At 40.1% G+C, this 23,037-nt stretch carries 23 protein-coding genes; 16 read left to right on the forward strand and 7 right to left on the reverse strand.

The window, feature by feature from the left end; all coding sequences use genetic code 11:
* Positions 1–2 precede the first annotated feature (2 nt).
* Together TRESU_RS14015 and murI are read left to right on the forward strand one after the other, a co-directional pair.
* On the forward strand, positions 3–1,442 hold the full coding sequence (locus TRESU_RS14015; RefSeq protein ID WP_013700651.1) for a D-alanyl-D-alanine carboxypeptidase family protein: 1,440 nt from the start codon (positions 3–5) through the stop codon (positions 1,440–1,442).
* Positions 1,443–1,469: 27 nt separating this feature from the next.
* Complete coding sequence (gene murI, locus TRESU_RS02005) at positions 1,470–2,306, forward strand: glutamate racemase (protein WP_013700652.1); 837 nt, start codon at positions 1,470–1,472, stop codon at positions 2,304–2,306.
* A gap of 19 nt (positions 2,307–2,325) precedes the next feature.
* Here murI and TRESU_RS02010 read toward each other — a convergent pair whose 3' ends face one another.
* Genes TRESU_RS02010 through TRESU_RS02020 form a run of 3 tightly spaced genes read right to left on the reverse strand, consistent with a single transcriptional unit; the run spans position 2,326 to position 5,129 of the window.
* Positions 2,326–3,528, reverse strand: coding sequence for an NADP-dependent isocitrate dehydrogenase (locus tag TRESU_RS02010; protein WP_013700653.1), 1,203 nt, complete (start codon positions 3,526–3,528; stop codon positions 2,326–2,328).
* Between the two features lie 37 nt (positions 3,529–3,565).
* Complete coding sequence (map, locus tag TRESU_RS02015; RefSeq protein WP_013700654.1) at positions 3,566–4,345, reverse strand: type I methionyl aminopeptidase; 780 nt, start codon at positions 4,343–4,345, stop codon at positions 3,566–3,568.
* Between the two features lie 19 nt (positions 4,346–4,364).
* On the reverse strand, positions 4,365–5,129 hold the full coding sequence (locus tag TRESU_RS02020) for a J domain-containing protein (protein ID WP_013700655.1): 765 nt from the start codon (positions 5,127–5,129) through the stop codon (positions 4,365–4,367).
* Between the two features lie 146 nt (positions 5,130–5,275).
* Between TRESU_RS02020 and gatC the strand changes: the two genes are divergently transcribed.
* From gatC to TRESU_RS02045, 5 genes are all read left to right on the forward strand, one after another.
* Positions 5,276–5,590, forward strand: coding sequence for an Asp-tRNA(Asn)/Glu-tRNA(Gln) amidotransferase subunit GatC (gene gatC / locus TRESU_RS02025; RefSeq protein WP_013700656.1), 315 nt, complete (start codon positions 5,276–5,278; stop codon positions 5,588–5,590).
* Position 5,591: 1 nt separating this feature from the next.
* Positions 5,592–7,097, forward strand: coding sequence for an Asp-tRNA(Asn)/Glu-tRNA(Gln) amidotransferase subunit GatA (gatA, locus tag TRESU_RS02030; RefSeq protein WP_013700657.1), 1,506 nt, complete (start codon positions 5,592–5,594; stop codon positions 7,095–7,097).
* Between the two features lie 2 nt (positions 7,098–7,099).
* Positions 7,100–8,641 (forward strand): Asp-tRNA(Asn)/Glu-tRNA(Gln) amidotransferase subunit GatB, encoded by a 1,542-nt coding sequence (gene gatB, locus TRESU_RS02035; RefSeq protein ID WP_013700658.1) that lies wholly within the window; start codon positions 7,100–7,102, stop codon positions 8,639–8,641.
* 241 nt (positions 8,642–8,882) lie between these two features.
* Entirely contained in the window at positions 8,883–9,452 is a 570-nt protein-coding gene (locus TRESU_RS02040) for a DUF3793 family protein (protein ID WP_013700659.1), read from the forward strand.
* A gap of 7 nt (positions 9,453–9,459) precedes the next feature.
* Positions 9,460–9,876 (forward strand): flavodoxin, encoded by a 417-nt coding sequence (locus tag TRESU_RS02045; protein WP_013700660.1) that lies wholly within the window; start codon positions 9,460–9,462, stop codon positions 9,874–9,876.
* A 147-nt stretch (positions 9,877–10,023) separates the two neighbouring features.
* On the opposite strand, the gene TRESU_RS02050 is transcribed toward TRESU_RS02045, so the two are convergent.
* A complete protein-coding gene (locus TRESU_RS02050; protein WP_013700661.1) occupies positions 10,024–10,293 on the reverse strand; it encodes an ACT domain-containing protein in 270 nt (89 codons plus the stop codon).
* Positions 10,294–10,400: 107 nt separating this feature from the next.
* On the reverse strand, positions 10,401–13,172 hold the full coding sequence (locus TRESU_RS02055) for a glycoside hydrolase family 3 protein (protein WP_013700662.1): 2,772 nt from the start codon (positions 13,170–13,172) through the stop codon (positions 10,401–10,403).
* Positions 13,173–13,318: 146 nt separating this feature from the next.
* Between TRESU_RS02055 and TRESU_RS02060 the strand changes: the two genes are divergently transcribed.
* The 6 genes from TRESU_RS02060 to fabZ all read left to right on the forward strand — a co-directional run bounded on the left by TRESU_RS02060 (position 13,319) and on the right by fabZ (position 18,365).
* On the forward strand, positions 13,319–14,206 hold the full coding sequence (locus TRESU_RS02060) for an AraC family transcriptional regulator (RefSeq protein ID WP_013700663.1): 888 nt from the start codon (positions 13,319–13,321) through the stop codon (positions 14,204–14,206).
* Between the two features lie 87 nt (positions 14,207–14,293).
* The gene (locus tag TRESU_RS02065; RefSeq protein ID WP_013700664.1) at positions 14,294–14,740 is read left to right on the forward strand and encodes a PTS sugar transporter subunit IIA; all 447 of its coding nucleotides are present in this window, start codon (positions 14,294–14,296) and stop codon (positions 14,738–14,740) included.
* Positions 14,741–14,910: 170 nt separating this feature from the next.
* Positions 14,911–15,867: an ACP S-malonyltransferase gene (locus TRESU_RS02070; RefSeq protein WP_013700665.1), complete on the forward strand. Its 957-nt coding sequence runs from the start codon at positions 14,911–14,913 to the stop codon at positions 15,865–15,867.
* Positions 15,868–15,884: 17 nt separating this feature from the next.
* A complete protein-coding gene (gene fabG / locus TRESU_RS02075; protein WP_013700666.1) occupies positions 15,885–16,628 on the forward strand; it encodes a 3-oxoacyl-[acyl-carrier-protein] reductase in 744 nt (247 codons plus the stop codon).
* A 53-nt stretch (positions 16,629–16,681) separates the two neighbouring features.
* A complete protein-coding gene (gene fabF, locus TRESU_RS02080; RefSeq protein WP_013700667.1) occupies positions 16,682–17,929 on the forward strand; it encodes a beta-ketoacyl-ACP synthase II in 1,248 nt (415 codons plus the stop codon).
* Between the two features lie 4 nt (positions 17,930–17,933).
* Positions 17,934–18,365 carry a 3-hydroxyacyl-ACP dehydratase FabZ gene (gene fabZ / locus TRESU_RS02085; protein WP_013700668.1) on the forward strand — a complete coding sequence of 144 codons (432 nt, stop codon included), beginning with the start codon at positions 17,934–17,936 and terminating at the stop codon, positions 18,363–18,365.
* Here the strand turns inward: fabZ and TRESU_RS02090 are convergent.
* On the reverse strand, positions 18,362–18,994 hold the full coding sequence (locus TRESU_RS02090) for a hypothetical protein (protein ID WP_013700669.1): 633 nt from the start codon (positions 18,992–18,994) through the stop codon (positions 18,362–18,364). The two genes, fabZ and TRESU_RS02090, sit on opposite strands and share 4 nt — an antisense overlap.
* Before the next feature lie 80 nt (positions 18,995–19,074).
* Between TRESU_RS02090 and ndk the strand changes: the two genes are divergently transcribed.
* From ndk to ffh, 3 genes are all read left to right on the forward strand, one after another.
* On the forward strand, positions 19,075–19,521 hold the full coding sequence (gene ndk, locus TRESU_RS02095; protein ID WP_013700670.1) for a nucleoside-diphosphate kinase: 447 nt from the start codon (positions 19,075–19,077) through the stop codon (positions 19,519–19,521).
* A gap of 180 nt (positions 19,522–19,701) precedes the next feature.
* Positions 19,702–20,757 (forward strand): NAD(P)H-dependent glycerol-3-phosphate dehydrogenase, encoded by a 1,056-nt coding sequence (locus tag TRESU_RS02100; RefSeq protein WP_013700671.1) that lies wholly within the window; start codon positions 19,702–19,704, stop codon positions 20,755–20,757.
* Between the two features lie 24 nt (positions 20,758–20,781).
* A complete protein-coding gene (gene ffh / locus TRESU_RS02105) occupies positions 20,782–22,176 on the forward strand; it encodes a signal recognition particle protein (protein ID WP_013700672.1) in 1,395 nt (464 codons plus the stop codon).
* Here the strand turns inward: ffh and TRESU_RS02110 are convergent.
* Positions 22,173–22,904 carry a glycogen-binding domain-containing protein gene (locus TRESU_RS02110; RefSeq protein ID WP_013700673.1) on the reverse strand — a complete coding sequence of 244 codons (732 nt, stop codon included), beginning with the start codon at positions 22,902–22,904 and terminating at the stop codon, positions 22,173–22,175. The genes ffh and TRESU_RS02110 overlap by 4 nt on opposite strands.
* Positions 22,905–23,037: the final 133 nt, after the last annotated feature.

Genomic DNA, 23,037 nt, shown 5'->3' on the forward strand with positions numbered 1-23,037 from the left:
CAATGGAAACTTACACATCAGATTTTTTTAACAACATAGATGAAAATAAAAATATCAATAGCAATAAAAAGAAAAAAAAGCGCATAATAATTTTTTCCGTTTTATCTGTTGTTTTTATCGTTGTTGTGGTGCAGGCACTTTCTGTTTACAAACTTTTAAATCCAAAAAATCCAGAACCGCTTTCTTTGGAACAGCAGGCTTTTCTTGAGCAGTCGTTGGACAAGAAATATCCTGAGCGCACAGATATTGTTTCAGAGCTTCCGTTTCAGTATGTTCCAGCAGATTTGTTTGTGAATGCAGAAAGCGCGATTGTCGTTGACTTTGCAACGGGAAATATTCTTTTTGAAAAAAATGCTGATGTTCAAATTCCGCCGGCTTCAATGACAAAGCTTGTGGAAATGTATGTTGTTTTTGAAGCTGTTGAAAATGGTGAAATTTCTCTTGATGATGTTGTTCCACTTCCGCCTGAAAGCTGGGCCAGAAATCTTCCAAGTGACGCTTCGATAATGTTCTTGGACGAAAGGCAGAAAGTGACGCTCAGAGAACTTTTGCTGGGACTTGCGATTGCCAGCGGAAACGATGCTTCGATTGCTGTTGCAAAATATGTCTGCGGAAACATGGATTCGTTTGTTGAGCGGATGAATCAGACTGTAAAAAAAATGGGTTTGGTAAAAACTGAATTTGTGGAATCAAGTGGCTACAGCGAAAAAAATATTACAACCGCAAAAGAGTTTGCGGCTTTCTGCAGAAAATATATAGAAAGATTTCCGTTTGCAATTACTGAATTTCATTCCCAAAAAGTTTTGCGTTATCCGCTTGCAAAAAATCTTCCAAGGGAATCCGCACAAAAAAACGGTGACAGTCAGGCTGTGATTCAGTACAACACAAACAAGCTGCTCGGTTCTCTTGATGGCTGCGACGGATTGAAAACTGGTTTTATTTATGAAAGCGGCTTTAACCTTGCTCTTACTGCGGAACGAAACGGTGTCCGCTATATTTCTGTTACAATGAAAGGCCCGGGAATTGGAAGCGCACAGGGAAATATTTACAGAGTGAAAGACGGAACTAATTTAATGGAATATGCGTTTTCAAAATTTTCTCCGTATATTGCGAAGCAGCCTCATAATTTTTCTGTGGGAGTTGCAGGCTCTTCTTTGAAAAGTGTTTGTCTTGTTCCTGCAAAAAGTGAAAATTTTTCTGTTCCATTTATTTCTGGGGTTTCGCCAAAAGAAGCGGCTCAAAAAATTCATGTTACTGCAAATATTCCCAAAAGTATATTTGGAGAATTTGAGGAAGGAACTCAGTTTGGAACTTTGTCATATTCACTTGACGGAAGAATTTTAAATACAGTTCCTCTTGTTACTGACAGAAAAAGTGAAAAGGTAAATTTCTTTGCTAGAATTTGGGGAGCGATTGCTTATAAAATTTCGTCTTTGAAATAAAGACTGAAAAAATATTCTGTGGTTTTTATGAGTGAAAAAATCGACTTTGCGTTTTTAGACAGCGGGACAGGCGGCATTCCTTATATGCTTTCGCTGAAAGAAAAATCTCCTGAATCAAGATGTGTTTATCTTGGCGACACTGTTCATTTTCCTTATGGAGAAAAATCAGAGGAGGAAGTAACTTTGTGCGCTTCTGAATCAATAGAAAAAATTCTTGACCTGTGGAATCCGAGGATTGTTGTCATTGCTTGCAATACAATCAGCGTAACGGCATTGAATCAGCTTAGAGAAAGATTTCCTGATGTTCCTATTGTTGGAACTGTTCCTGCGATAAAGCTTGCTGCAAAAGTTACTAAAAACAAAAAAATCGGACTGCTCGCAACCAACGCAACTGTAAAACATCCTTACTGCAAAAAACTGGTTTCTGATTTTGCTTCTGGATATGAAGTGTTCAATCGGGGAGATCCTGACTTGATAACTTTTATAGAACATGATTTGTTTTATGCTTCAAAAGAGGAACGGACTGCCGCTGTAAAGCCTGCCGTGGATTTTTTTTGTTCATGCGGTTGCGATACTATAATTCTTGGATGCACGCATTTTACTCACATGGCGGAAGATATAAAAGAATATTTTTCTACTGTTGCCGGAAAAAAAGTTTTTGTAGTGGATAGCCGGGACGGAGTTTCAAACCACGCTCTTGAAGTTGTAAAAATCACTTCTTTAGAAAATCAGCGTGAACCAAAATTTCTTCCGCCTGACATGAGTTTTTTTGTAACAAGCCTTAAAAATAAAAGCGACCAAAAGGAATACGAAACTCTTTGTAGAAATTTCAATATTCCTTTTGGCGGACTTTTGAAGCTTTGAGAAGTGTTAAAGTTAAATTTTACTTTTCCATTCTTGCTGCAATTTCATCAATGTATTCCCAGCTGTTTACAATTTTCTTTGCTGGCGGATTTGCGAGGCGTGCAAGGTCGCCTGTCATTGTTCCTTCTTCAATAACATCGAGAGTTGCCTTTTCAAGCTTGCGGGCGAACTCTGCAAGTTCCGGAGTTTCGTCTAGCTCTGCGCGTTTTGCAAGCGCTCCTGTCCAGGCAAAAATCAATGCGACTGGATTTGTAGAAGTTTTTTCACCTTTTAAATATTTATAGTAATGCTTTTGAACAGTTCCGTGGCTGGCTTCATATTCAAATTCTCCATTTGGGGAAACAAGAACTGAAGTCATCATTGCAAGGCTTCCGCAGGCAGATGCAATCATGTCGCTCATAACATCTCCGTCGTAGTTTTTGCAAGCCCAGAGAATTCCGCCTTCACATTTCATTATGCGTGCAACTGCGTCGTCAATGAGCGTATAAAAATATTCTATTCCGGCTTTTTCAAATTTTTCTTTGAACTCGGATTCAAATACTTCATTGAAAATTGCCTTGAAGTTTCCATCGTAGATTTTGCTGATTGTGTCTTTTGCTCCGAACCATACATCGATTTTTTTGTCCAAGGCATACATAAAACAGCAGCGTGCAAAATTTCTTATGGAATCGTCCAAGTTGTGGATTCCCTGAATTATTCCTGGACCGCGCATAACTTGAATTGTTTTTCTTATTTCTTTTCCATCATCGCTTGTGAAAACAAGCTCGGCTTTTCCGGCTCCCGGAGTTTTTATTTCGCAGTTCTTGTAAACGTCTCCATAAGCGTGGCGGCCAAGAACAATCGGCTTTTTCCATGAAGAAACATTGCACTGAATATTCTTTACAAAAATCGGCGCTCTGAAAACTGTTCCGTCAAGTTCTCCACGGAGAATTCCGTTTGGTGAAGGTGTAAGCTGCTTGAGCTTGTATTCTTCCATGCGGGCTGCGTTGCTTGTGATTGTGGCGCATTTTACTCCCACGCCAAGACGTTTGATTGCATCTGCGGCTTCATAAGTTACTTTGTCGTCTGTGTCGTCGCGGTTCTTTAAGCCAAGGTCATAGTATTCAACATTAAGTTCAACGTAAGGCTCAAGAAGTTTTTCCTTGATGACCTTCCACAGAACTCTTGTCATTTCATCTCCGTCAAGTTCGGCAATCGCATTTTTCATTTTGATTTTTTCCATAATTAAACTCCTGAAAATCTATTCAAATTTTAGTGTTTTATTTTAAGCATGAATTTCCGTTGTAGTCCAAGTCAGTAAGAACTTCCGTATGGTCTTTAAAAACCGCAACAGTATGCTCTTCGTGACAGCTCCAAGAACCGTCCGCAGTAACAACTGTCCACTCGCTTCCTTCTTCAATATCAACATCAGCAGTTCCCTCGTTAATCATTGGCTCAATTGCAAGAACCATTCCGGCTTGAATGCGCGGATTCGGACCAGTTGAAGGACAGTTGCAGACGCTTGGATCTTCGTGGACTTCAAGACCGACTCCGTGTCCGCAGTATTCATAGACAACTCCGTATTTGTTCTGGTTGTAAGCAATGTCATATACCGCGTTTGAAATATCGCTGATTCTGTTTCCCGCCTTGCAAGCATCAATTCCAGCCAAAAGGCATTCGCGTGTAACACGGCAAAGTTTTTGGTGCGCAGGCTTTACATTTCCTACAAGAACTGTGTGTGTGCTGTCTGAAATGTAGCCTTTTAAATTCAACCCGATGTCAAGCGAAATAATGTCGCCGTCCTTTACAATCCGCTTTTTGGAAGGAACTCCGTGGATAACCTGATTGTTTATGCTTATGCACGCACAACCCGGAAAGTCTTCTTCGTACCAGGCCGGAGTCGCCCCGAACTTTTTTGCGAAGTTTACGCACCAGTCATCGATTTCCTTTGTGCTTACTCCGGGTTTTATCTTTGGAATAATTTCATTGAATAAATCAGCAAGCAAGTGGCAGCTTTTTCTGATTCCATTGATTTGCTCTTCATTTTTTAAACGTATCATATATAAACTCCATGATTTCCTATTTTGCTTCTGCGGAAATTCTTGAGGCTTCGTTTCTGCATGTTTTGGCAGTCTGAAAATCCCCAATCCGCTCGTAAGAATCCGCAATCTTTAAAAGAAAAAATGCATCATCATTTTTTCCGAACCTAAGTTCAAGCGCGCGCTCCCATGCGTCTATTGCAAGTTCATCGTTTACGGCGCCTTCAATGTTGTTCCGAAGAATATGCCGTGCAAGGCTCTTTACTTCCGGAAAAAAAAGCTTGAAATATTCAAATGAAAATTCCATCCGTATAATCTGGTCCAGAAGAATGACCGCATCGTAGTATTCCTGCCTAAGAACAAGCTCTTCCGCAAGAATAAAGCCGTAGTCCATAAAGTCTTCCCGCGTGAACCATCTTGACAGCCTGAATCCAACGCGTTCCATATTCATTCTTTTGAATTCCCTTACAGCTTCATCTTCGTTGTTATGCAAAAGGTCAAAAAAAATCAGCTTGGCTCGGCTTTCATCATCGGTGCGGTCTAGAAGCCATTTTCTGTAGTCGAATGATTCAAAATTTTTTTCGCGGTGGAAATTGCTCTGCTTGAATAAAACTGACTCATCAAAAAGTCCGCGTGATTTTATGTCGGACAAAACTTCGTAGGCTGCTACAAGTTCGCGGAAAGCCTTTGAATCTTCGCCCGTGATGTCTGGATGCAGAATCTTTGCCTTCTTTCTGTACGCGCACCGGATTTCTGCGATTGTCGCTGTTCTTGAAACGCCTAGGATTTTATAATAGTCTTTCATCTTTTTTCTTTATTAGACGGAAAAAATTTCACACAAGATAAAGTTTACATTTTTTTTTGCATTTAAGCAATTAAAGCCGTTTTTTGTCCAAGAAATGAATCCGCCCTTAAATTGCTTAAACGTTCTAAATTTTGTATAATCGCGGCATGAGTGAAAATAAACGTACCGTTGACGAATCAACATTGGAAAAACTTTTATACCTTTCACGTCTTTCCCCGGAAAGCACAGACATGGCCACTTTAAAAAAGCAGGTGGACGAAATTGTAGGATACTTTGATATTCTTTCTAAATACGATGACAGCGAAAATCCTTATGACGCTTATCCTACAACAAAGGCTGAATGCCTGCGCGAGGACGAAATTGTTCCGGGGCTTGAGATGCACGATGTCAAGAAAATAAACGAGCCGAATTTTATGGACGGATATTTCCAGGTTCCAAAAGTTCTGGGAGAAGGTGCGTAAGATGAAGTACAAGACTATAAGAGAAACTGTAGAGGCTTTAAAAAGCGGAGAAACTTCAAGCGTGGCTTTGGTAAAGGAATCCAAGGAGACTTTTGAAGCTGACAAAAATTCAGCATTGCCGCTTAATGCCTTTTTGGAAATTTATGATGATATTTTAAAGTCTGCGGAAGCTGCTGACCAGAAAATTTCAGAAGCTAGAAGCAGCGGTTCTCTTGAAAAACTTTTTGATGAACAGCCTCTTCTTGGAATTCCATTTGCAGTAAAAGACAATATTTCTGTGCGCGGAAAAAAGCTTACTTGCTCAAGCAAGATTCTTGAAGGATATGTTGCTCCGTACAGCGCGACTGTAATAAACCGCCTTGAAAAAGCCGGCGCAATTCCGATTGGAAGATGCAATCAGGATGAATTTGCAATGGGCTCTTCAACTGAATATTCAGTTTACGGGCCTACAAGAAATCCTATTGACCGCGCTTATGTTTCTGGAGGTTCTTCCGGTGGTCCTGCTGCTGCGGTTGCTGCGAATCAGGCTTTGTTTGCTCTTGGCACTGAAACTGGCGGTTCTGTCCGTCTTCCTGCAAGCTACTGCGGAATCTACGGTCTTAAGACAACTTATGGTGTTCTAAGCCGCTGGGGAGTTGTAGCTTACGGCTCTTCTTTGGATCAAGTTGGAATTCTTGGACACACTCCGCAGGATATTGCGCTTCCGCTGAGCGTTATGAGCGGTGTTGATTTTTATGACGACACTTCCGCCGATTTGCCTGACGCTAAGCCTTCAGTTAATGCTTTCTCTGATTTTTTTAAACTGAAAATTGCAGTTCCAAAGCAGTTCCTTGAATCAAAAGGAATGAATGCCGATGTTGCAAAAGTCTTTGAAGAAACCCGCGGCTGGTTTGAGTCCAAAGGCGCAAAAATAGAAGTTGTTGACCTTCCGATTCTTGATGCCGCCATTGCAAGCTATTACGTAATTGCTTTGTCTGAAGCCGCATCGAACTTGAGCCGCTTTGATGGAATCCGCTACGGAAACAGAATCGATAACGGCAAGGGATACGATGAGCTTTATGTGGACACAAGAAGCAACGGTTTTGGTCCGGAAGTCAAGCGCAGAATCATAATTGGAAACTATGTTTTATCTGAGCAATTTTCAGGTGATACTTACAAAAAGGGAATGTCTGTGCGTGCCCGCATTCAGCGTGAAATTGCAAAGCTTTTTGAGCAGTTCGATTTGATTCTTTGTCCAACTTGTCCGACTCCGGCTTTTAAACTCGGCCAAAAAGTTGATGACCCGCTTGCCATGTATCTTAGCGACTTGTTCACGACATTTGTAAATCTTGCCCGCATTCCGTCTTTGTCTGTTCCGGCTGGAAGAACTTCTTTGGAAAACGGAAATATGCCTGTTGGAATTCAGTTTGCAGGACCTATGTTCAGCGAAATGAAAATTCTTGAAATTGCCCAAGCATGGGAAAACGAGCATAAGGGATGCGGAATTCCTGTTGCGGAGGAAAAGTAAAAATGCCTTCTATCGATAAATATGAAATTGTAATCGGCTGTGAAATTCATACGCAGCTTTTGACAAAAACAAAGGCGTTCTGTGCCTGTGAAAACCGTTACGGAGGAATGCCAAATACCCGCGTTTGTCCTGTCTGCCTTGGACTTCCTGGAGCGATGCCTCGTGTTTCAAAAGGATATGTTGAGCTTGGCTCTGTTGCGGGACTTGCTCTTAACTGCGAGATTTCGCGCTTTACAAAATTTGACCGCAAGCATTATTTTTATCCTGACCTTGCGAAAGGCTATCAGATAACGCAATATGATATTCCACTTTGCCACGATGGATATGTTGATCTTCCGATGCACAAGTATCCAAAGGAACAGCAGTTTGGTTCAGAAAAATGCCGCACAAAAAATTTCATAGGCAATGACTGCATTGTTGAAAACGGAAAATACCGCCGCGTTCGTGTTGAACGCATTCACCTTGAAGAGGACGTAGGTAAATCGTTGCACTTGCAGGGTTCGCATTCTTACATCGACTACAACCGTTCTGGAACTCCGCTTATTGAAATTGTAACAAAGCCTGATATGACAAGCCCGGAAGAAGCTGCACTTTTTATGGAAACTGTTCAGGAAATTCTGCGCTATGTTAAAGTTACAAACGGAAACCTTGAAGAAGGAAATATGCGATGCGATGCTAACATCAACTTGAATGTTTGGGAAGACGGAAAACTTTACCACACTCCGATTTCTGAAATCAAGAACTTGAACTCGTTCCGTTCAATCCGTGATGCCTGTGCTTACGAAGCTCAGCGTCAGCTTAAAGAGTTTCAGGAAGACCGTCAGGAATTCAATCCGGGATTTAAAGTTACAATGGGATGGGACGAAGCAAAAGGCCAGACTGTTGTTCAGCGCACAAAAAATTCTTTTGTTGACTACCGCTTTGTTGTTGAGCCGGACATAAAGCCGTTCAGTGTAAGCGAGGAGCTTATTGAAAATGCAAAGTCAAAAGTCGGAGAACTTCCAGAAGCAAAGCGCACAAGATTAAAGAAGGACTACGGACTTTCTGATTTTGATGTTGAAACTTTGACCTCTAGCCGCGACTTGGCTGTTTGGTTTGAAGAAGCTGCTGCCGGAACAAAAAATCCAAAGCGTACTGCAAATATAATTCTTACCGAGCTTCTTGCAAAACTGAATGAAGATAAAAAAACAATCAACGACGTTTCTATAACTCCTACCCATATTGCGGAACTTGTAAATGCGATTGACTCAAAGAAAATTTCAAGCGCACAAGGAAAAGTTGTTTTTGCAAAAATGCTTGTGACAAACAAAATGCCGGCGGAAATTATAAAATCTGAAGGCATGGAAGTTGTAAGCGACAGCGGAGCAATTGAAGCAATTGTTGATAAAGTTATTTCAGCAAATCCAAAAGCTGTAGCCGACTTTAAGTCTGGAAAAACAAATGTTGTCGGTTGGCTTATGGGACAGGTTATGAAAGAATCCAAAGGCAAGGCGAATCCGGCAGAAGCAAGTTCCCTCGTTCAAAAGAAACTTTCAGAAATATAATTTTTCTTAGCCTGCATTTTTTATCCGTCATTCTGTTTTAGAATGGCGGATTTTTTTTTGATAAAATTTTTCCAGAATGATTGACAATCTTTTTTAGTTACTATATGCTAACTTTATAAGTTAGTTTAGTCTAACTTGTATTTATTATTAGCGGGCATATAAACTTACGGTTCTTAATCCTAAGTTTACATCTCCTTACACAGCCACTGATGTGATATGCCCGCATTTTTTTTGAGGTTGTATGAAAACTTTTGAGCAGACAGTAATTCACTTAGGTGCACCGACTTTGTGTGGAGTAAAGCCTTCGAGTCTTGTTTCTGTTTCAAAAGAAGTTTTGTTTTGTGAATACAAAAAAATTCTTCTGTGGAATAAAATCCTTGAGGACGGTCAGAAAAAAATAAAAATTGCAAGAAGAGGAGAGAATCTTTTTTTGCTTTTCATTTATGACGAAAAGCTTGTTCAGAAAATTCTTTCAAAGCCTGAAGTTTTGTCATACTTGAATTTAAAAGGCTATTTTACAGACAATGGAATTTCAAATGTTCTGAATGAACTTTTGAAACGCCTTTCTTACTGCGAAATTTTTCCGCATGAGATTGGAATTTTCCTTGGATATCCTTTGGAAGATGTTGTTGGATATGAGAAATATTCAGGAACGAAAACCAAATTTTCCGGGGCTTGGGCAGTCTACGGAAATGTAGCCGAAGCAGTAAAAAAAATGGAGCTTTACAAAAAATGCTCTGCTTTATGCTCAAGCCTTTTAGAAGCTGGAAACAATTTTGAAGCAATTTGCAAAACAATAAATTTTATGTGAGGTAGATATGAAGAAAGCTGTAATCTATGCAAGCACAACTGGAAACACAGAGGCAATGGCGAACGCTGTAGCTGAAGGTGTAAAATCTTGCGGTGCGGAACTTTTGATGTCGACTGCAAGCGATGCGAATGTTTCGGATGTTCTTGCTTGCGATGTTATTATACTCGGAAGCCCTGCGATGGGAGATGAGGTTCTTGAGGATTCAATGGAAGAATTCTACACGAATCTTGAAGGCGGCTTGAGCGGAAAAAAAGTTGCTGTGTTTGGTTCTTATGATTGGGGCGACGGACAGTGGCTTAGAACTTGGGTTGAACGTCTTTCTGCTTCGGGTGCGACTGTTGTAAATGGCGAAGGCTTGAAAGTTCAGCTTGCACCAGATGAAGCTGCTCTTGCTGAATGCAAGTCTCTTGGAGAAACTGCATAAAAAATAGACTGCTTTGCATCTTGCATTGCAGTCTTATAAAAAATGCCAGCAACAGGCACAGGTTTAAACTAATTCCTCGAGTTGGTTTAAAAGTGTGTGTGTTTGGTTTTAACTCCATTCTGAGTTTCAGAGTGGAGTTTTTTGTTTTTAAATTCTGTGCATTTCAGAAAAAACTTTTTCATTCATTATGTTTGCTTCAACGCCAAGAGTTCCAAGCTCTTCAACAAGTTCTTTTCTTGCAGTGTCGATTCCGATGTTTGCATTGTCAAAATCAACCATCATCATCATAACAAAATTTCCACTTAAAATTGTCTGAGAAATATCCGCAATGTTTATAGAATGCTTTGCAAGATACGCTGAAACTTTTGCGATTATACCGACTTTATCTGCGCCAACAACAGTAACTATAGCTTTCATAATGAATCTATTTTAATAGAAAAAAAACTTATGTACAAGAAGCCGCAATGGAAATTCAGACAGCAGCAGTTTCTAGCTGGCTATATGAATTTCCAAAGAGGCATTTTTTATTCGGACTTTAAATAGTCGATTCCAGATGAAACAGAAACATCTCTTGACAATGCAACGAATTTTATTTCGATTCCGGGCTTTGTATGTTCAAGCGAAATTTCGTAGTTGCCTTTTTCAAGCTGAACTTGCCCGATTACAGCTCTAGTTTCTTTTCCTTCTGTTGAACGGCATTCAAATGCGAATGTTGGTTTTCCGTCGATAAGAACGTTGCATACAGATTGTGAAACTTTGTCCACATCAGTTGGCTTTGAATAAACTCCAAGCACATTGTAAACTCCGTTTTCCGGCGCAAAGAAAATTCTTTTTGTTTCCCCGTTGCAAAGAAATCTGAAATTTTCCTGAGCTGGATTTTTTGCATTTTGATTTTCTGCTTTTGGAGCAAAGACTGGAATATTGTTTAGCGGACGAAGCTTGCGTTCTGCAACAAGAGTTTTTGCAAGGAATTTTATAATGTCCATTGCGCAAACTTGAAGTTCCGCAGTTGTGAGCTCGCCGTTTTTTAAGCTTGACTTTATATTGTCGTTGTTTCCGTCTTTTTCCGCAGTGTCGTTGTTTACAATCATGTAGATGTCATTTCTTGCGCGGACCATCGAAGCTGTAAGTTCAATTTCTCCTTTTCCGCCTTTTACGCAGTCGTTTATTCTTGCCCACCAGTCGGTCATTACAATGCCTGTGTATTTCCAGTTTTTGCGGAGAATTGTTGAATTTAAATCGTAGTTGCTTGCCGTAAAGTGTCCATTGATTTGATTGTAGCTTGTCATAATTGACTGTGCGTTTCCACGTTTTACAGCAGCCTCAAATGGTTTAAGATAAATTTCTCGCAATGCACGTTCTGAAACAATTGAATCGTGTTCGTGTCTTTGTGTTTCCTGGCTGTTCGCGGCGAAATGTTTTATTGTTGCAAACGGACCTTCTTTTGAAACGCCTTTTAAAATCGCAAGCGTCATTTCAGAAGTGAGTAGCGGATCTTCAGAAAAATATTCAAAGTTTCTTCCATTAAGTGGATTTCTGTGAATGTTTATTCCAGGTCCAAGAACTGTGTCAATCTGGTTTTGCTTTAATTCTTGTCCTTCAAATTCAAAAAGCTCTTGAACAAGAGGCGGATTCCAAGTGCAGGCCAGCAAAGTTCCGATTGGCATAAGAGAAGCTTCTTTGCCTGTGTCTAGTCTTATGCCTGAAGGTCCGTCCGCGCATCCTGCAACAGGAATTCCGTAGTTGTAAAGAGATTCGCTTACGCCGCCAAAAACTGAAGCGATTCCCATTGTCGCTTTGCGGCTCATCATTCCTTCTCCGCGTACAAGAGTTGCAAGCTCTTCGTTGTTCAACTGGGCAACAAATTTTTCAAGCAGCTCAGGATTTTTCTTTACGTCTTGAAATTTTATTCCTTTGTTTCCCGTGAATGGAATTTCTTTTGGGAGATTTTCTTTTATGCGTTGTTCAAGACTAAACGATTCAAGCGGAACATTTTCTTCTTGAATTGAATAATTTCCGTCCGGCTTTATTTGTGCAGGCTTGATTCTTGAAAAAGCTTTTCTTGGAGCAAGCGCCTGACAAAGTTTTTCCGTAGCGTAAGTTTTTTCAAGTGAAATACAATCGCTGCTTCCCAAAGGAATTTTCTTTGCGTTTTCAGAATCAGTTCCCATGAACACAAAATATTTTCCTTCTTCAAGAACAAACGAAAATTCAAATCCAGAAATTCCAGAGTCGTCATAAGAAGCAATTGATTCCAAATTAAATGAAAGCTCAAGCTCTTGCGAGTGGCCTGGTTTTAGCAAATTTGATTTTTTGAATGCGGCAAGAACTTTTGAGGGCTTTCCGAGTTTTCCCTGCGGAGCTTGAACATAAAGCTGGACAATTTCTTTTCCGCTGAATTTTTTTCCGATATTTTCCACGCGGACTTTTACGTTTATATTTTTTCCCTCTACAGAAGAAGAAACAAATTCAGTTTTAAATTCTGTGTAAGAAAGTCCGAATCCAAATGGAAACAAAATTTTTTCTTTTGCGAATGTTGAAAAATATCTGTAGCCGACATAAATATCTTCCATATAAAAAGATTCATTTTGTGTTGCGAAATTTTTTGTGGAAGGATAGTCGTCTATTGATTTTGCGATTGTATCTGTGAGTTTTCCGCATGGAACTGATTTTCCGCACAGAACATTTGCGCAGGCTCTTCCGGATTCTTGACCGCCTTGCCAAGCGTAGAGTACGGATTTTATTTTTCCAGAAAATTCTTCATCGTCAATCCAAGCTGTGTCGATTATTCCGCATGAATTGAAAACAATTATTACGCTTTCAAATGCCGAGCAAATTTCCTTGATTACGTTTCGCTCTTCGTCAGTTAAAAGCCAGCAGCCTTTTTCTTTTGTAAAGTCTTTGTCTTCGCCGGCATTTCTTCCCACAACGAAAATCGCCTTTTTTGAAACTTTCGCGGCATTTTTTGCAAGCTCCGCAGAAACATAAAATTCCTTTTGAAAATAAGGCTCCATTGCCCATCCGCCACCGCCATTGTCAAACGGATTTTCCTTTATCCAGTTTCTGTAAATTTCTGCAAGCTCTTTGTTTGCCATTGGAATGTTGTCTGTTAAATTTGTGGAATAAGGTGAGCGAACAGAACCTCCAGAACCCATTCCGCATTTGTAAAAATCAAACTGGCATCTTCCAAAAATAGAGACAGTTTCATTTTCTGAAAGCGGAAGCGTATTTTCGTTGTTCCTAAGAAGTACGATTCCTTCCTGTGCGGCTTCAAGAATTTTTTCTGCAAATGTCATAAAGGCCCCCGTAATAATTTTCAAGTAAAAAATGTTAAAAAAAACAACACCTGTTTTTTATCAATATTAACATTGTTTGCTTTCAAAATCTTTAACTATATGCTAAATTAATATAACAATCTTCCATTTTTTTTAAGAGGCAGTTTTTGAAACGCTATTCAACTTTCAATGTGGATTTGTCAGAAAATGTTGCGTATAACGACCCGGCTTTTCCTGCGTATATTACAAGCGGTTTTTTATCTTTCTATCCTGATTTTAAAGGCTGTACTCACTGGCACGAGGACTGGGAATTTATAATTGTTCTTGATGGCCTTGAAACTTACAACGTGAATGGAAATTTAATTGAAATTGAAGCTGGAGACGCAATCTTTGTGAACAGCCGGCAAGTTCACTACGGATTTTCAGCGGAGCACAAAGACTGCGAGTTTATCTGCATTTTGCTAAACCCTTCGTTGCTTTGCTCCAATAAAAATTTCGATGAAAAATTTGTAAAGCCGTTTACGTACAATTCGAATTACCCTTTTATAAAGCTGAGCCGAAAAGTCCAATGGCAAAATAAAATTATAAAACTTCTAAAAGAAATTCATCTAAAGAAAGAAACAAAGACTTGGCAGTTTATAACGCAGCGGAATTTTTTCAGCATATTTGAGCTAATATATTCTAGCGTGGACATAAAATCTGAAACTTCGCTGCAAAATTCAGCCGGACTTAACGCTTTAAAGCTGATGATGGTTTTTATTCAGGATAATTATAAGAAGAAAATTTCACTTGAAGATATTGCTTCCGCCGGATTCTGCTGCAAAAGCAAATGCTCTTCAGTTTTCAGCCAGTATTTAAAAGAATCACCGATAATTTATCTTATAAAATACAGGCTTAAAGTCAGCACTGAGCTTCTTTGCAAGACTGACATTCCGATTACAGAAATTGCCTATGAATGCGGTTTTTCTGGAACAAGCTACTTTTGCGAAACTTTCCATAAATATTACAAGACGACGCCGCTTGATTTTAGAAAAGATTCCGCGCAGATTTTCTAGAATTTCCTAAAAAATTTACTTTGTTAAAAATTTTAACATTGCATATTTAAACTTGACAAATTTTCCATGTGAACATAAGATATTAATATGGACTTAAGAACTGTATTAACACCTGACACAGTAGACCTTCATTTAAAGGGAACTACAAAAGAAGAAATTATTGACGAGCTTCTCGATATTCTCGTGAAAGCCGGGAAAGTAACAGATAAAGCAGTTGCAAAGGAGTGTGTTCTTGACCGTGAGCGTAAGATGTCTACCGGTATGAAGCATGGAATTGCAATTCCGCATGGAAAAACTGACACAGTTTCTGACTTGGTTGCTTGTATTGGAGTTTCAGACAATCCTGTTGATTTTGACAGTTTGGATCAGGAACCTTGCCGCATATTTATTATGACATTGTCGCCTGTAAACAAAACTGGTCCGCATCTTCAGTTCCTTGCTGAAGTCAGCCTTTTGTTTAAATCTGCCGACAAGCGCGCTCAGATTCTGAATACTCAGGACAAAGCGGAAGTTATAAAGATTTTAACTGAATAGTTTGTTTTATTCTATTATTTCTATAGAGGCTCTTGCTAAATGCAGGGGCTTTTTTTTTGTTTTTATTAAATTCTATTTTTACACAGAAAACAAAGGCTCTGTAAAAAGAAAATACTTGACATTTTATCTTTTTTTGTCATAATAAAATAAAATTCATAGAAGAGGTAATTATGGCTGAAAAATACGCATTTTTGTTTCCGGGACAAGGCGCACAAGCTCCAGGAATGGTAAAAGACGTTGCTGAATCTTTTTCTTCAGCAAAGAAAGTTATTGATGATGTTTCTTCCATTATAAATTTAGATATGGCAAAACTTTTGTGGGAATCGGATGCGGCGGAACTTAGCCGTTCTGACAACAGCCAGATTGCCATAACAGCGGCTTCTCTTGCTTTGATGGCTGCTTTAAAAGATAAAAATATTGAGCCTTCTGCGGCAATGGGATTCAGCCTTGGAGAATTTCCGGCTCTTTATGCGGCAGGAGTTTTGTCATTTGAAGATGTTGTAAAAGTTGTACGTCAGCGCGGACTTATAATGCAGAAAGTATGCGAGGAAATCGCGGCAAAAAACGAAGGTCATGCTCCTGGAATGACAGCAGTTCTTGGTCTTCCTCCCGAAAAAGTAAAGGAAATAGCTTCTGGCATAAAGGATGCTTATGCGGCAAACATGAACAGTGTAAAGCAGACTGTTGTGAGCGGAACTTTTGATGCCCTTGCTGCTGTTGAAAAAGCTGCTTCTGAAGCTGGAGCGCGCCGTGCAGTCCGCTTAAAGGTTGCAGGTCCTTTCCATTCGCCTTTGATGCAGGATGCCGCTGTAGAATTTGAAAAAGCTATTGCAGATGTTAACTTCAACGACCCGAAAATCAAATTGTTTTCAAATGTAACAGGAAAAGAATGTGTTTCCGGCGAGGAAGCAAAAAAATCCGCAGTTCTTCATCTTACAAATCCAGTACTTTGGACAGATGAGGAAGATTGCCTTGCTTCTGTTATGAAAGCTGACGGTTTTGACAAATGGGCAGCTCTTGAAGTTGGTCCTGGAAAAGTTCTTTCTGGACTTTGGGGAAACACTGACTACAACGCTTCGATTGCAGTTTTGCCAGTTAACACAACTGAATCTGTAAATAATCTGTAATTGTTATTGGAGAAAATATGCTTTTAAAAAACAAAAAGGCTTTGGTTACTGGCTCTTCACGTGGAATCGGACGTAAGATTGTTGAAGTTTTTCTTGCAAATGGATGCGAAGTCTGGGGAATGTGCACAAAAGAATCCGCAGGAAAAGCTGAGCTTGAAAAATTTGCTGCGGAGAATGGAACTGCTTTCCATGAATTTTATGCAGACGCAGGAAACGCGGAAGTTCTTACAACGGCGGTGAAAAATGCGCTTGGTGAGTCTGGCGGTTTTGATGTTCTTGTAAACAATGCAGGAATTACACGCGACACTTTGAGCTTTAGAATGAAAAAGGAAGACTGGGATTCAGTTCTTGCAGTAAATCTTACTTCGGCTTTTCTTGTTTGCCAGATTATTTCAAATGATATGATTCACAAAAAATCAGGTTCTATAATCAACATGGCTTCAATTGTTGGAATTCATGGCGGAGCCGGGCAGGTGAATTATTCTGCAAGCAAGGGCGGACTTATTGCGTTTTCAAAATCGCTTGCTAAAGAAGTTGGAAGTCGTGGTGTTCGTGTAAACTGCATTGCTCCTGGCTTCATAGAAACAGACATGACAAATGCTGTAAAAGAAGAAATACGCAAGGCATGGGTTGAAGGAATTCCTTTAAAGAGAGCCGGAAAGCCTGAAGATGTTGCAAACGCGGCGTTGTTCCTTGCTTCTGACTTGAGCCTTTATGTAACTGCTCAGGTTATTGGTGTTGACGGTGGAATGGGAGCTTAAATCTTTCATTTATAAATCTATTATATTAATTAATTTATTTTACGGAGAAAATTATGCGCAAAGTTGTTGTAACTGGACTTGGATGTGTTTCGCCAATCGGAAACAGCGTTGAAGAAACTTGGGCCTCTATAAGAGCTGGAAAAAGCGGAATCGCAACTATTACACATTATGATGCTTCTGCTTTTAAAGTAAAGTATGCTGCGGAAGTAAAAAATTTTGAGGCTGACAAATACATGGATCCTCAGTCAGCACGAAAAATGGCAAGATTTTCAAAATATGCTGTAGCCGCTGCAAAAATGGCTTTGGATGATTCAAATCTTACAGACAACAAGGAAGACTTGGACAATGCTGCTGTTTATCTTGGAGTTGGAATCGGTGGACTTGAGATTACAGAATCAAGCATGAAAAGTTATTTTGACTCTGGATTTAAGCGTATGCCACCAATGACAATTCCTCAGCTTATTCCAAATGAAGCTGCCGCAAATATCAGCATAAAATTTGGACTTCACGGAGTTGCTCACACAATAGCTACAGCTTGCGCTTCTGGTTCAGACGCTCTTGGACAGGCTTTGGACAATATCCGTGCAGGAAGAAGCGACATTGTTCTTGCTGGCGGAGCTGAATCTACACAGAACGGATTTGCAAATTTGGGCTTTACAGTTCTTCAGGCTTTAAGCTCAAAATGGGCAGATGATCCATCAAAGGCTTGCCGTCCGTTTGACAAGCAGCGCGACGGATTTGTTATGGGCGAAGGCGCGACAATTCTTGTTCTTGAGGAATACGAGCACGCAAAAGCCCGCGGTGCAAAAATTTATGCTGAATTTGCCGGATATGGCGCAACTTGCGATGGCTATCATCTTACAGCTCCTAATCCAGACGGAATTATGGGCGCACGCGCAATGACTTTGGCAATGAAAGATGCCGGTGTAAAACCAGAAGATGTTACATATTACAATGCGCATGGAACTTCAACTCACTTGAATGATTCCGGTGAAACTGCAATGCTCCACATGGCATTCGGCGAGGCTGCAAAGAAACTTCATATTTCTTCAACAAAAAGTATGCACGGACACTGTCTTGGTGATGCCGGCGCGCTTGAAGCTATGATTTGTGTAAAGGCAATTGAAGAAGGATATATTCCTCCGACAATCAACCTTGATGAAGTTGATGTTGAAGGCGGATGCGATCTTGACTACACACCGAACAAAGGAATCGACATGAATATTGATGTTGCTATGAGCGGAAACTTCGGATTCGGCGGACACAACGGAATTGTTGTATTCAAAAAAGTCAGCGAGTAAAAACATGGAAAGATTTACTGATATAGAAAGCCTTCTTCCGCACAGAAAACCATTTTTGTTTGTGGATTCAATTGAAAGCTATGATGAAAAAGGCTGCGTCTGCACAAGAAAATTTACAGATGAAGACTTTTTCTTTAAAGGACATTTTCCGCAGTATCCTGTAGTTCCGGGCGTGATTCTTATTGAAACTATGGCGCAGGGAGGCGGAGCAGCATTGAGTTTGCAGAAAACTTTTGCTGAAGGCAGCTTGTTTTTCCTTGCTACAGTTGACAAGGTTAAATTCCGCAATCAGGTTCGTCCGGGCGATACTGTAAGAATGGAAGTTACAAATTTGCGTGTAAGTCCAAAAATGGTAAAGCAGTCGGGCAAAGCTTTTGTAGGTGATGTTCTTTGCGCTGAAGCCGAATGGATGTGTCTTGTAGGTTCTGCAAACTAAACAGTTGACTTAGTTCTTTTAGCCGTTGTCTTTTTGGCAACGGTTTTTTTTGTCTGCTGAGGATTTTTTGAAGGACGTCCGCCTTTTTTTCCATTTGCGCGGGAAGCGGCGGCTTTTTTTTCAGATTTTATTTTTCCAAGAATTTTTCCGGCATTTGAAACTGGCAGCGGAATTTCCTGAGTCTGCCAAAGCTTAAGATTTTTCTTTCCTTCATTTTTTAAAAAAGCAATTTGCTGAATTGAACTATATGCGGAATCCAAACGGGCTTTTAGATTTGCGCAGAAAATTTTTTCCGTGGAATCTTCAATCCGCTCTTCAAACTGATCTATTAAACTTAAAATTTCATTTGCGGCGGTCGCGGCTTCTTTTGCGAAAGTTTCAATGTCAATTTCCTTTGTTGATCCGCTTCTGAATTTTTTTAACGCTTCTATAATCAGCTTGTCGCTCGGCTTTAACTCAAGTGGATCGTCTTTGAATTCCGCAGCAAGAAGAAAAAGCGAGATGTTTGAGTCAAGCATATTCAAATCGAATATTTGCGCTGAGTCCGGCTTTGCAGAAAGCTGAAGCTCTTCGATTTTTCGCTCTACGGATTTTTGAAGCTCGATGATTTCCTTTTTTTCTATAGTCATTCTGTTGCTAGTATAGATTAGGTTTTTGGGAAAGTCTATTACCCGTTGAAAAACAAGGAAATTTCTGTTAAAATCTGAATATGAGTACAAGATGTTTTACAATGTTAAAGCCTGGCGTTTTGAATCGCAGGCTCGTAGGTGAAGTTGTTAGCCGCCTTGAGAAAAAAGGTCTTAAATTGATTGGGCTGAAACTTATGAACATAAGTCAGGATCTTGCTTCCCAGCATTATGCTGAGCACAAGGGAAAAGCTTTTTATGATCCGCTTCTTGATTACATAACAAGCGGTTCTGTTGTTGCAATGGTTTGGCAGGGCGATGACTGTGTTACTTTGGTTAGAAAAATTACTGGCGCAACAAATCCTGCTGAGGCGGCTCCTGGAACTATCCGTGGAGATTTCTGTTGCCACACTTCTCATAATATAATCCATGCTTCAGATAGCGACGAAAGCGCAGAAAGAGAAATCGCATTGTTTTTCAAGCCGGAAGAACTTGTTGACTGGGAAGATCAGGCTGGAATTTGGTACTAATTTTTTCTATAAAGATTACAAGGCATTGCATAGGCATTTTGTCGCATTGCAGTGCCTTTTTTGTTTTTCCTTTGGGTTGATTTTTTGCATTGAGGAATTGTTTTTTCTGTAGTAATATTGGGCTAGTTGCAAATTAGGTTGAAGAGTAAAATTCAGTCAGCTTTATCAAGGAAATTTGATATGGAAATTTTTGAAGTTGGAATAATTGGAGCGGGAGCTTGGGGGACAGCTTTGGGAACTGCTATTGCGCGCGGCGGACATAAAGTTCAGCTTTGGGCAATGGAAGAGGACGTTGTTGAGTCTATAAACAATCAGCATGAAAACAAAAGGTATCTTCCGGGATATGCGCTTGAACCATCAATTACTGCAAGTTCTGACATAAAAGCTGTTGCTGCGGGAAAGCAGTTTTTGATTATGGGAAGTCCTTCTCTTTATATTGCTTCTACGATAAAAAAATTTACTGATGTTCCTAATATTGCGGACGGTTCTACAATAATCGGTGCGCTGACAAAAGGATTTGTTCCTTCTGAATCTGGAAATCCTGAATTTGTTTTGGACACAATGGAAGAAGCTCTTCCTGAATGCTATAAAAACGCGACAGTTTACATTGCGGGTCCTAGCCATGCCGAGGAGGTTGCGCTTGGAAAAATAACCGGACTCATTGCGGCGAGCCAGCATCATAGAAATGCGGTTCGTATGCGGGATCTTTTGCGTGTAAAAGGAATCATGGCTTATGCTTCTTTTGATACTATTGGTGTTCAGGTTTGCGCGGCTGCTAAAAATGTAATTGCTGTTGTTTACGGGGCAATGGATGCTCTTGCTGAAAACAGTCCGATTTTTGGAGACAATACTGAAAGTCTTTTGATGGCGGCAGGTCTTAATGAAATTCAGACGCTTGGTTTTGCAATGGGCGCAACTCATGCGGCTACATTCACTTCAATCAGTGGGGTCGGAGATCTGGATGTAACTTGCAAATCTAAATATGGACGCAACAGAAGATTCGGGCAAGACTTGATAAAAAACAGAATGATGGATCAGTTTAAAAATCTTGATGATTTGATTGCGAATGTAAAGAAAGTCGGATATTTGCCTGAAGGTGCGATTGCCTGCAAATATGTGCATAAAATCATGGAGCAGAAAAATCTTAAGCTTCCTATTTGCAATGCCTTGTACAAAGTTCTTAATAAGGAAATCAATGCGGAAGAATGTCTTAAAGAACTTTTGCTTAACAGATAGCATATTTCAAAAATGGAGTAAAAAATGCTTGAAAAAATAACAGGAACTTTCAGCGGAATAATCCGCACTTTGAGCGGAAAATCTTCAATTACAGAAAAAAACATAGAGGAAACCGTAGAGCAGATAAAAATGGCTCTTTTGGAAGCGGACGTAAATTTGCGTGTTGTCCGCCGGTTTGTAAATAGCACAATTGAAGAGGCGAAGGGAGAAAAAGTTCTAAGGGCTGTAGATCCAGGCCAGCAGTTTGTAAAAATCATTTACGACAAGCTTGTTGCGATGCTCGGCGATAAAAAAACTGACCTTGCGTTAAAAGGACCTGACACTCAATCTGTAATTCTTTTGCTTGGTCTTCAGGGCGCGGGAAAAACAACTGCGGCGCATAAACTTGCTGCTCGTTTAAAGAAGGATGGAAGGCGGCCTTTGCTTGTTGCCTGCGACTTGATTCGTCCGGCGGCGGTTGAGCAGCTTTGTGTTCTTGGCGAAAAAATCGGAGTTCCTGTTTACAAGGAAGATTCAAAAGATGCTGTAAAAGTTGCGGAGCATTCAGTTGATTTTGCAAAGAAAAACGGACTTGATACAATAATCGTGGACACAGCCGGGCGCCTTCAGATTGATGAAGAAATGATGGCGGAACTTGTTTCTATAAAAAAGAAACTTAATCCTGTGGAAACTGTTCTTGTTGCGGATTCCATGACTGGCCAGAATGCTGTTGATATTGCAAAAAGTTTTGATGAGCAGCTTGGACTGACTGGCGTTATTCTTACAAAGTTCGATTCAGATGCACGTGGCGGCGCGGCTCTTTCTTTGAAGTCGATTACGCAAAAACCGATTCTCTTTATCGGCACTGGTGAAAAAACAGAAGACTTTGAGTCTTTCCATCCGGATAGAATTGCAAGCAGAATTCTTGGAATGGGTGATGTTGTTTCGCTTGTTGAAAAAGCTCAGGAAACTGTGGATCAGGAAGCCGCTCTTAAAATGCAGAAAAAAATGCAGCGCAATGAATTTACGTTGCAGGATATGCTTGAGCAGCTTGAGCAAGTTGAAAAAATGGGAAGCATAAAATCGCTTCTTGACATGATGCCAGGACTTTCTGGACAAATCAGCGAAGATCAAATCAACAAGGCTGGAATGAAGCATCAGAAAGCTATCATTCAAAGCATGACATACAAAGAGCGAATGAACCATTTGATTATTGGTCCTACCCGCCGCAAAAGAATTGCAAAAGGAAGCGGAACAAGTGTTCAGGAAGTGAACAAGCTTATAAAGCAGTTTGAAAAGACAAAACTCACAATGAAAAAACTTGCACGCAACCGTGGCGCACAGGCAAAGCTTATGCAGCAAATGGGAGCTATGGGAATGGGCGGCTCTATGCCAAATCTTCCGAAAGGCTTTAATATGCCGGGCGGATTTAAGTTCTAGTCCAGTACAATCAGAGATGCTGTTTTTCCATCGGGAGTGTAGCATTTCTGAGGGTTTCCTGAATCTGGAAAAGAATTTATTCCAGTGTAAAAAGCGTATTCATATTTTCCGGGTGGAAGCGGAATTTCAAACTGATAGACTCCCGGCGCAACTTCGCTCATCTGATAAATCCAACTGTCCCAGTTTGTAAAGCTTCCGCCTACACGAACTTTCTGGCCGGATTTTCCTTTGTAGACAAAACGGATTTTTCCGCCGCTGATTTTTTCGGTTACCTGCGGAATTTCACGCGATGCATTAAAATGTGAAAGCACAAGATTTGTTTCCCTGCTGAAAACTGTTTCATCATTGAGCGGATCAACAGTCCAAAGTCCGTCTATAATCAGTCTGTAATTTATTTCAAGAACATTTTTTGGGACTTTCAAAATATAAAAATAAATTGAATCGGCTTCTTTGTATTCCATGTCGATGAATTTTTTTATCTTGAATGAATGAATCGTTTTGAATCCTTCAAAGTCAAATGCGATTCCAATGTGGCGTGCGTTGCTTTTTGATGTGAAAATTGCATAGTCGCCTTTGAGATATGGAGAACCGACATCTTGAATTGTGTTCACAAGTTCGGCGTAGTCAAGTTCTTCGTCTGTGAGCATGGCTTTTGATTCCGCAGAAAAAAGTTCCGCAGAAGATAAAAAAAGAAAAACTGAAAAAATAGCGCAAAGTATTTTCTTCATATATGTATTTTCGGAATTTTTTATTTTAAAGTTGAATTCTATTTTCTAGCTGAAACTTTGAGGGTTTCCGCGGATTTCAATTTTCTAAACTTGGCGGATTTGTGTGCCGATATTAGACTTGAAAACATGTCGC

This window comes from Treponema succinifaciens DSM 2489, from assembly GCF_000195275.1.
GTDB lineage: Bacteria > Spirochaetota > Spirochaetia > Treponematales > Treponemataceae > Treponema_D > Treponema_D succinifaciens.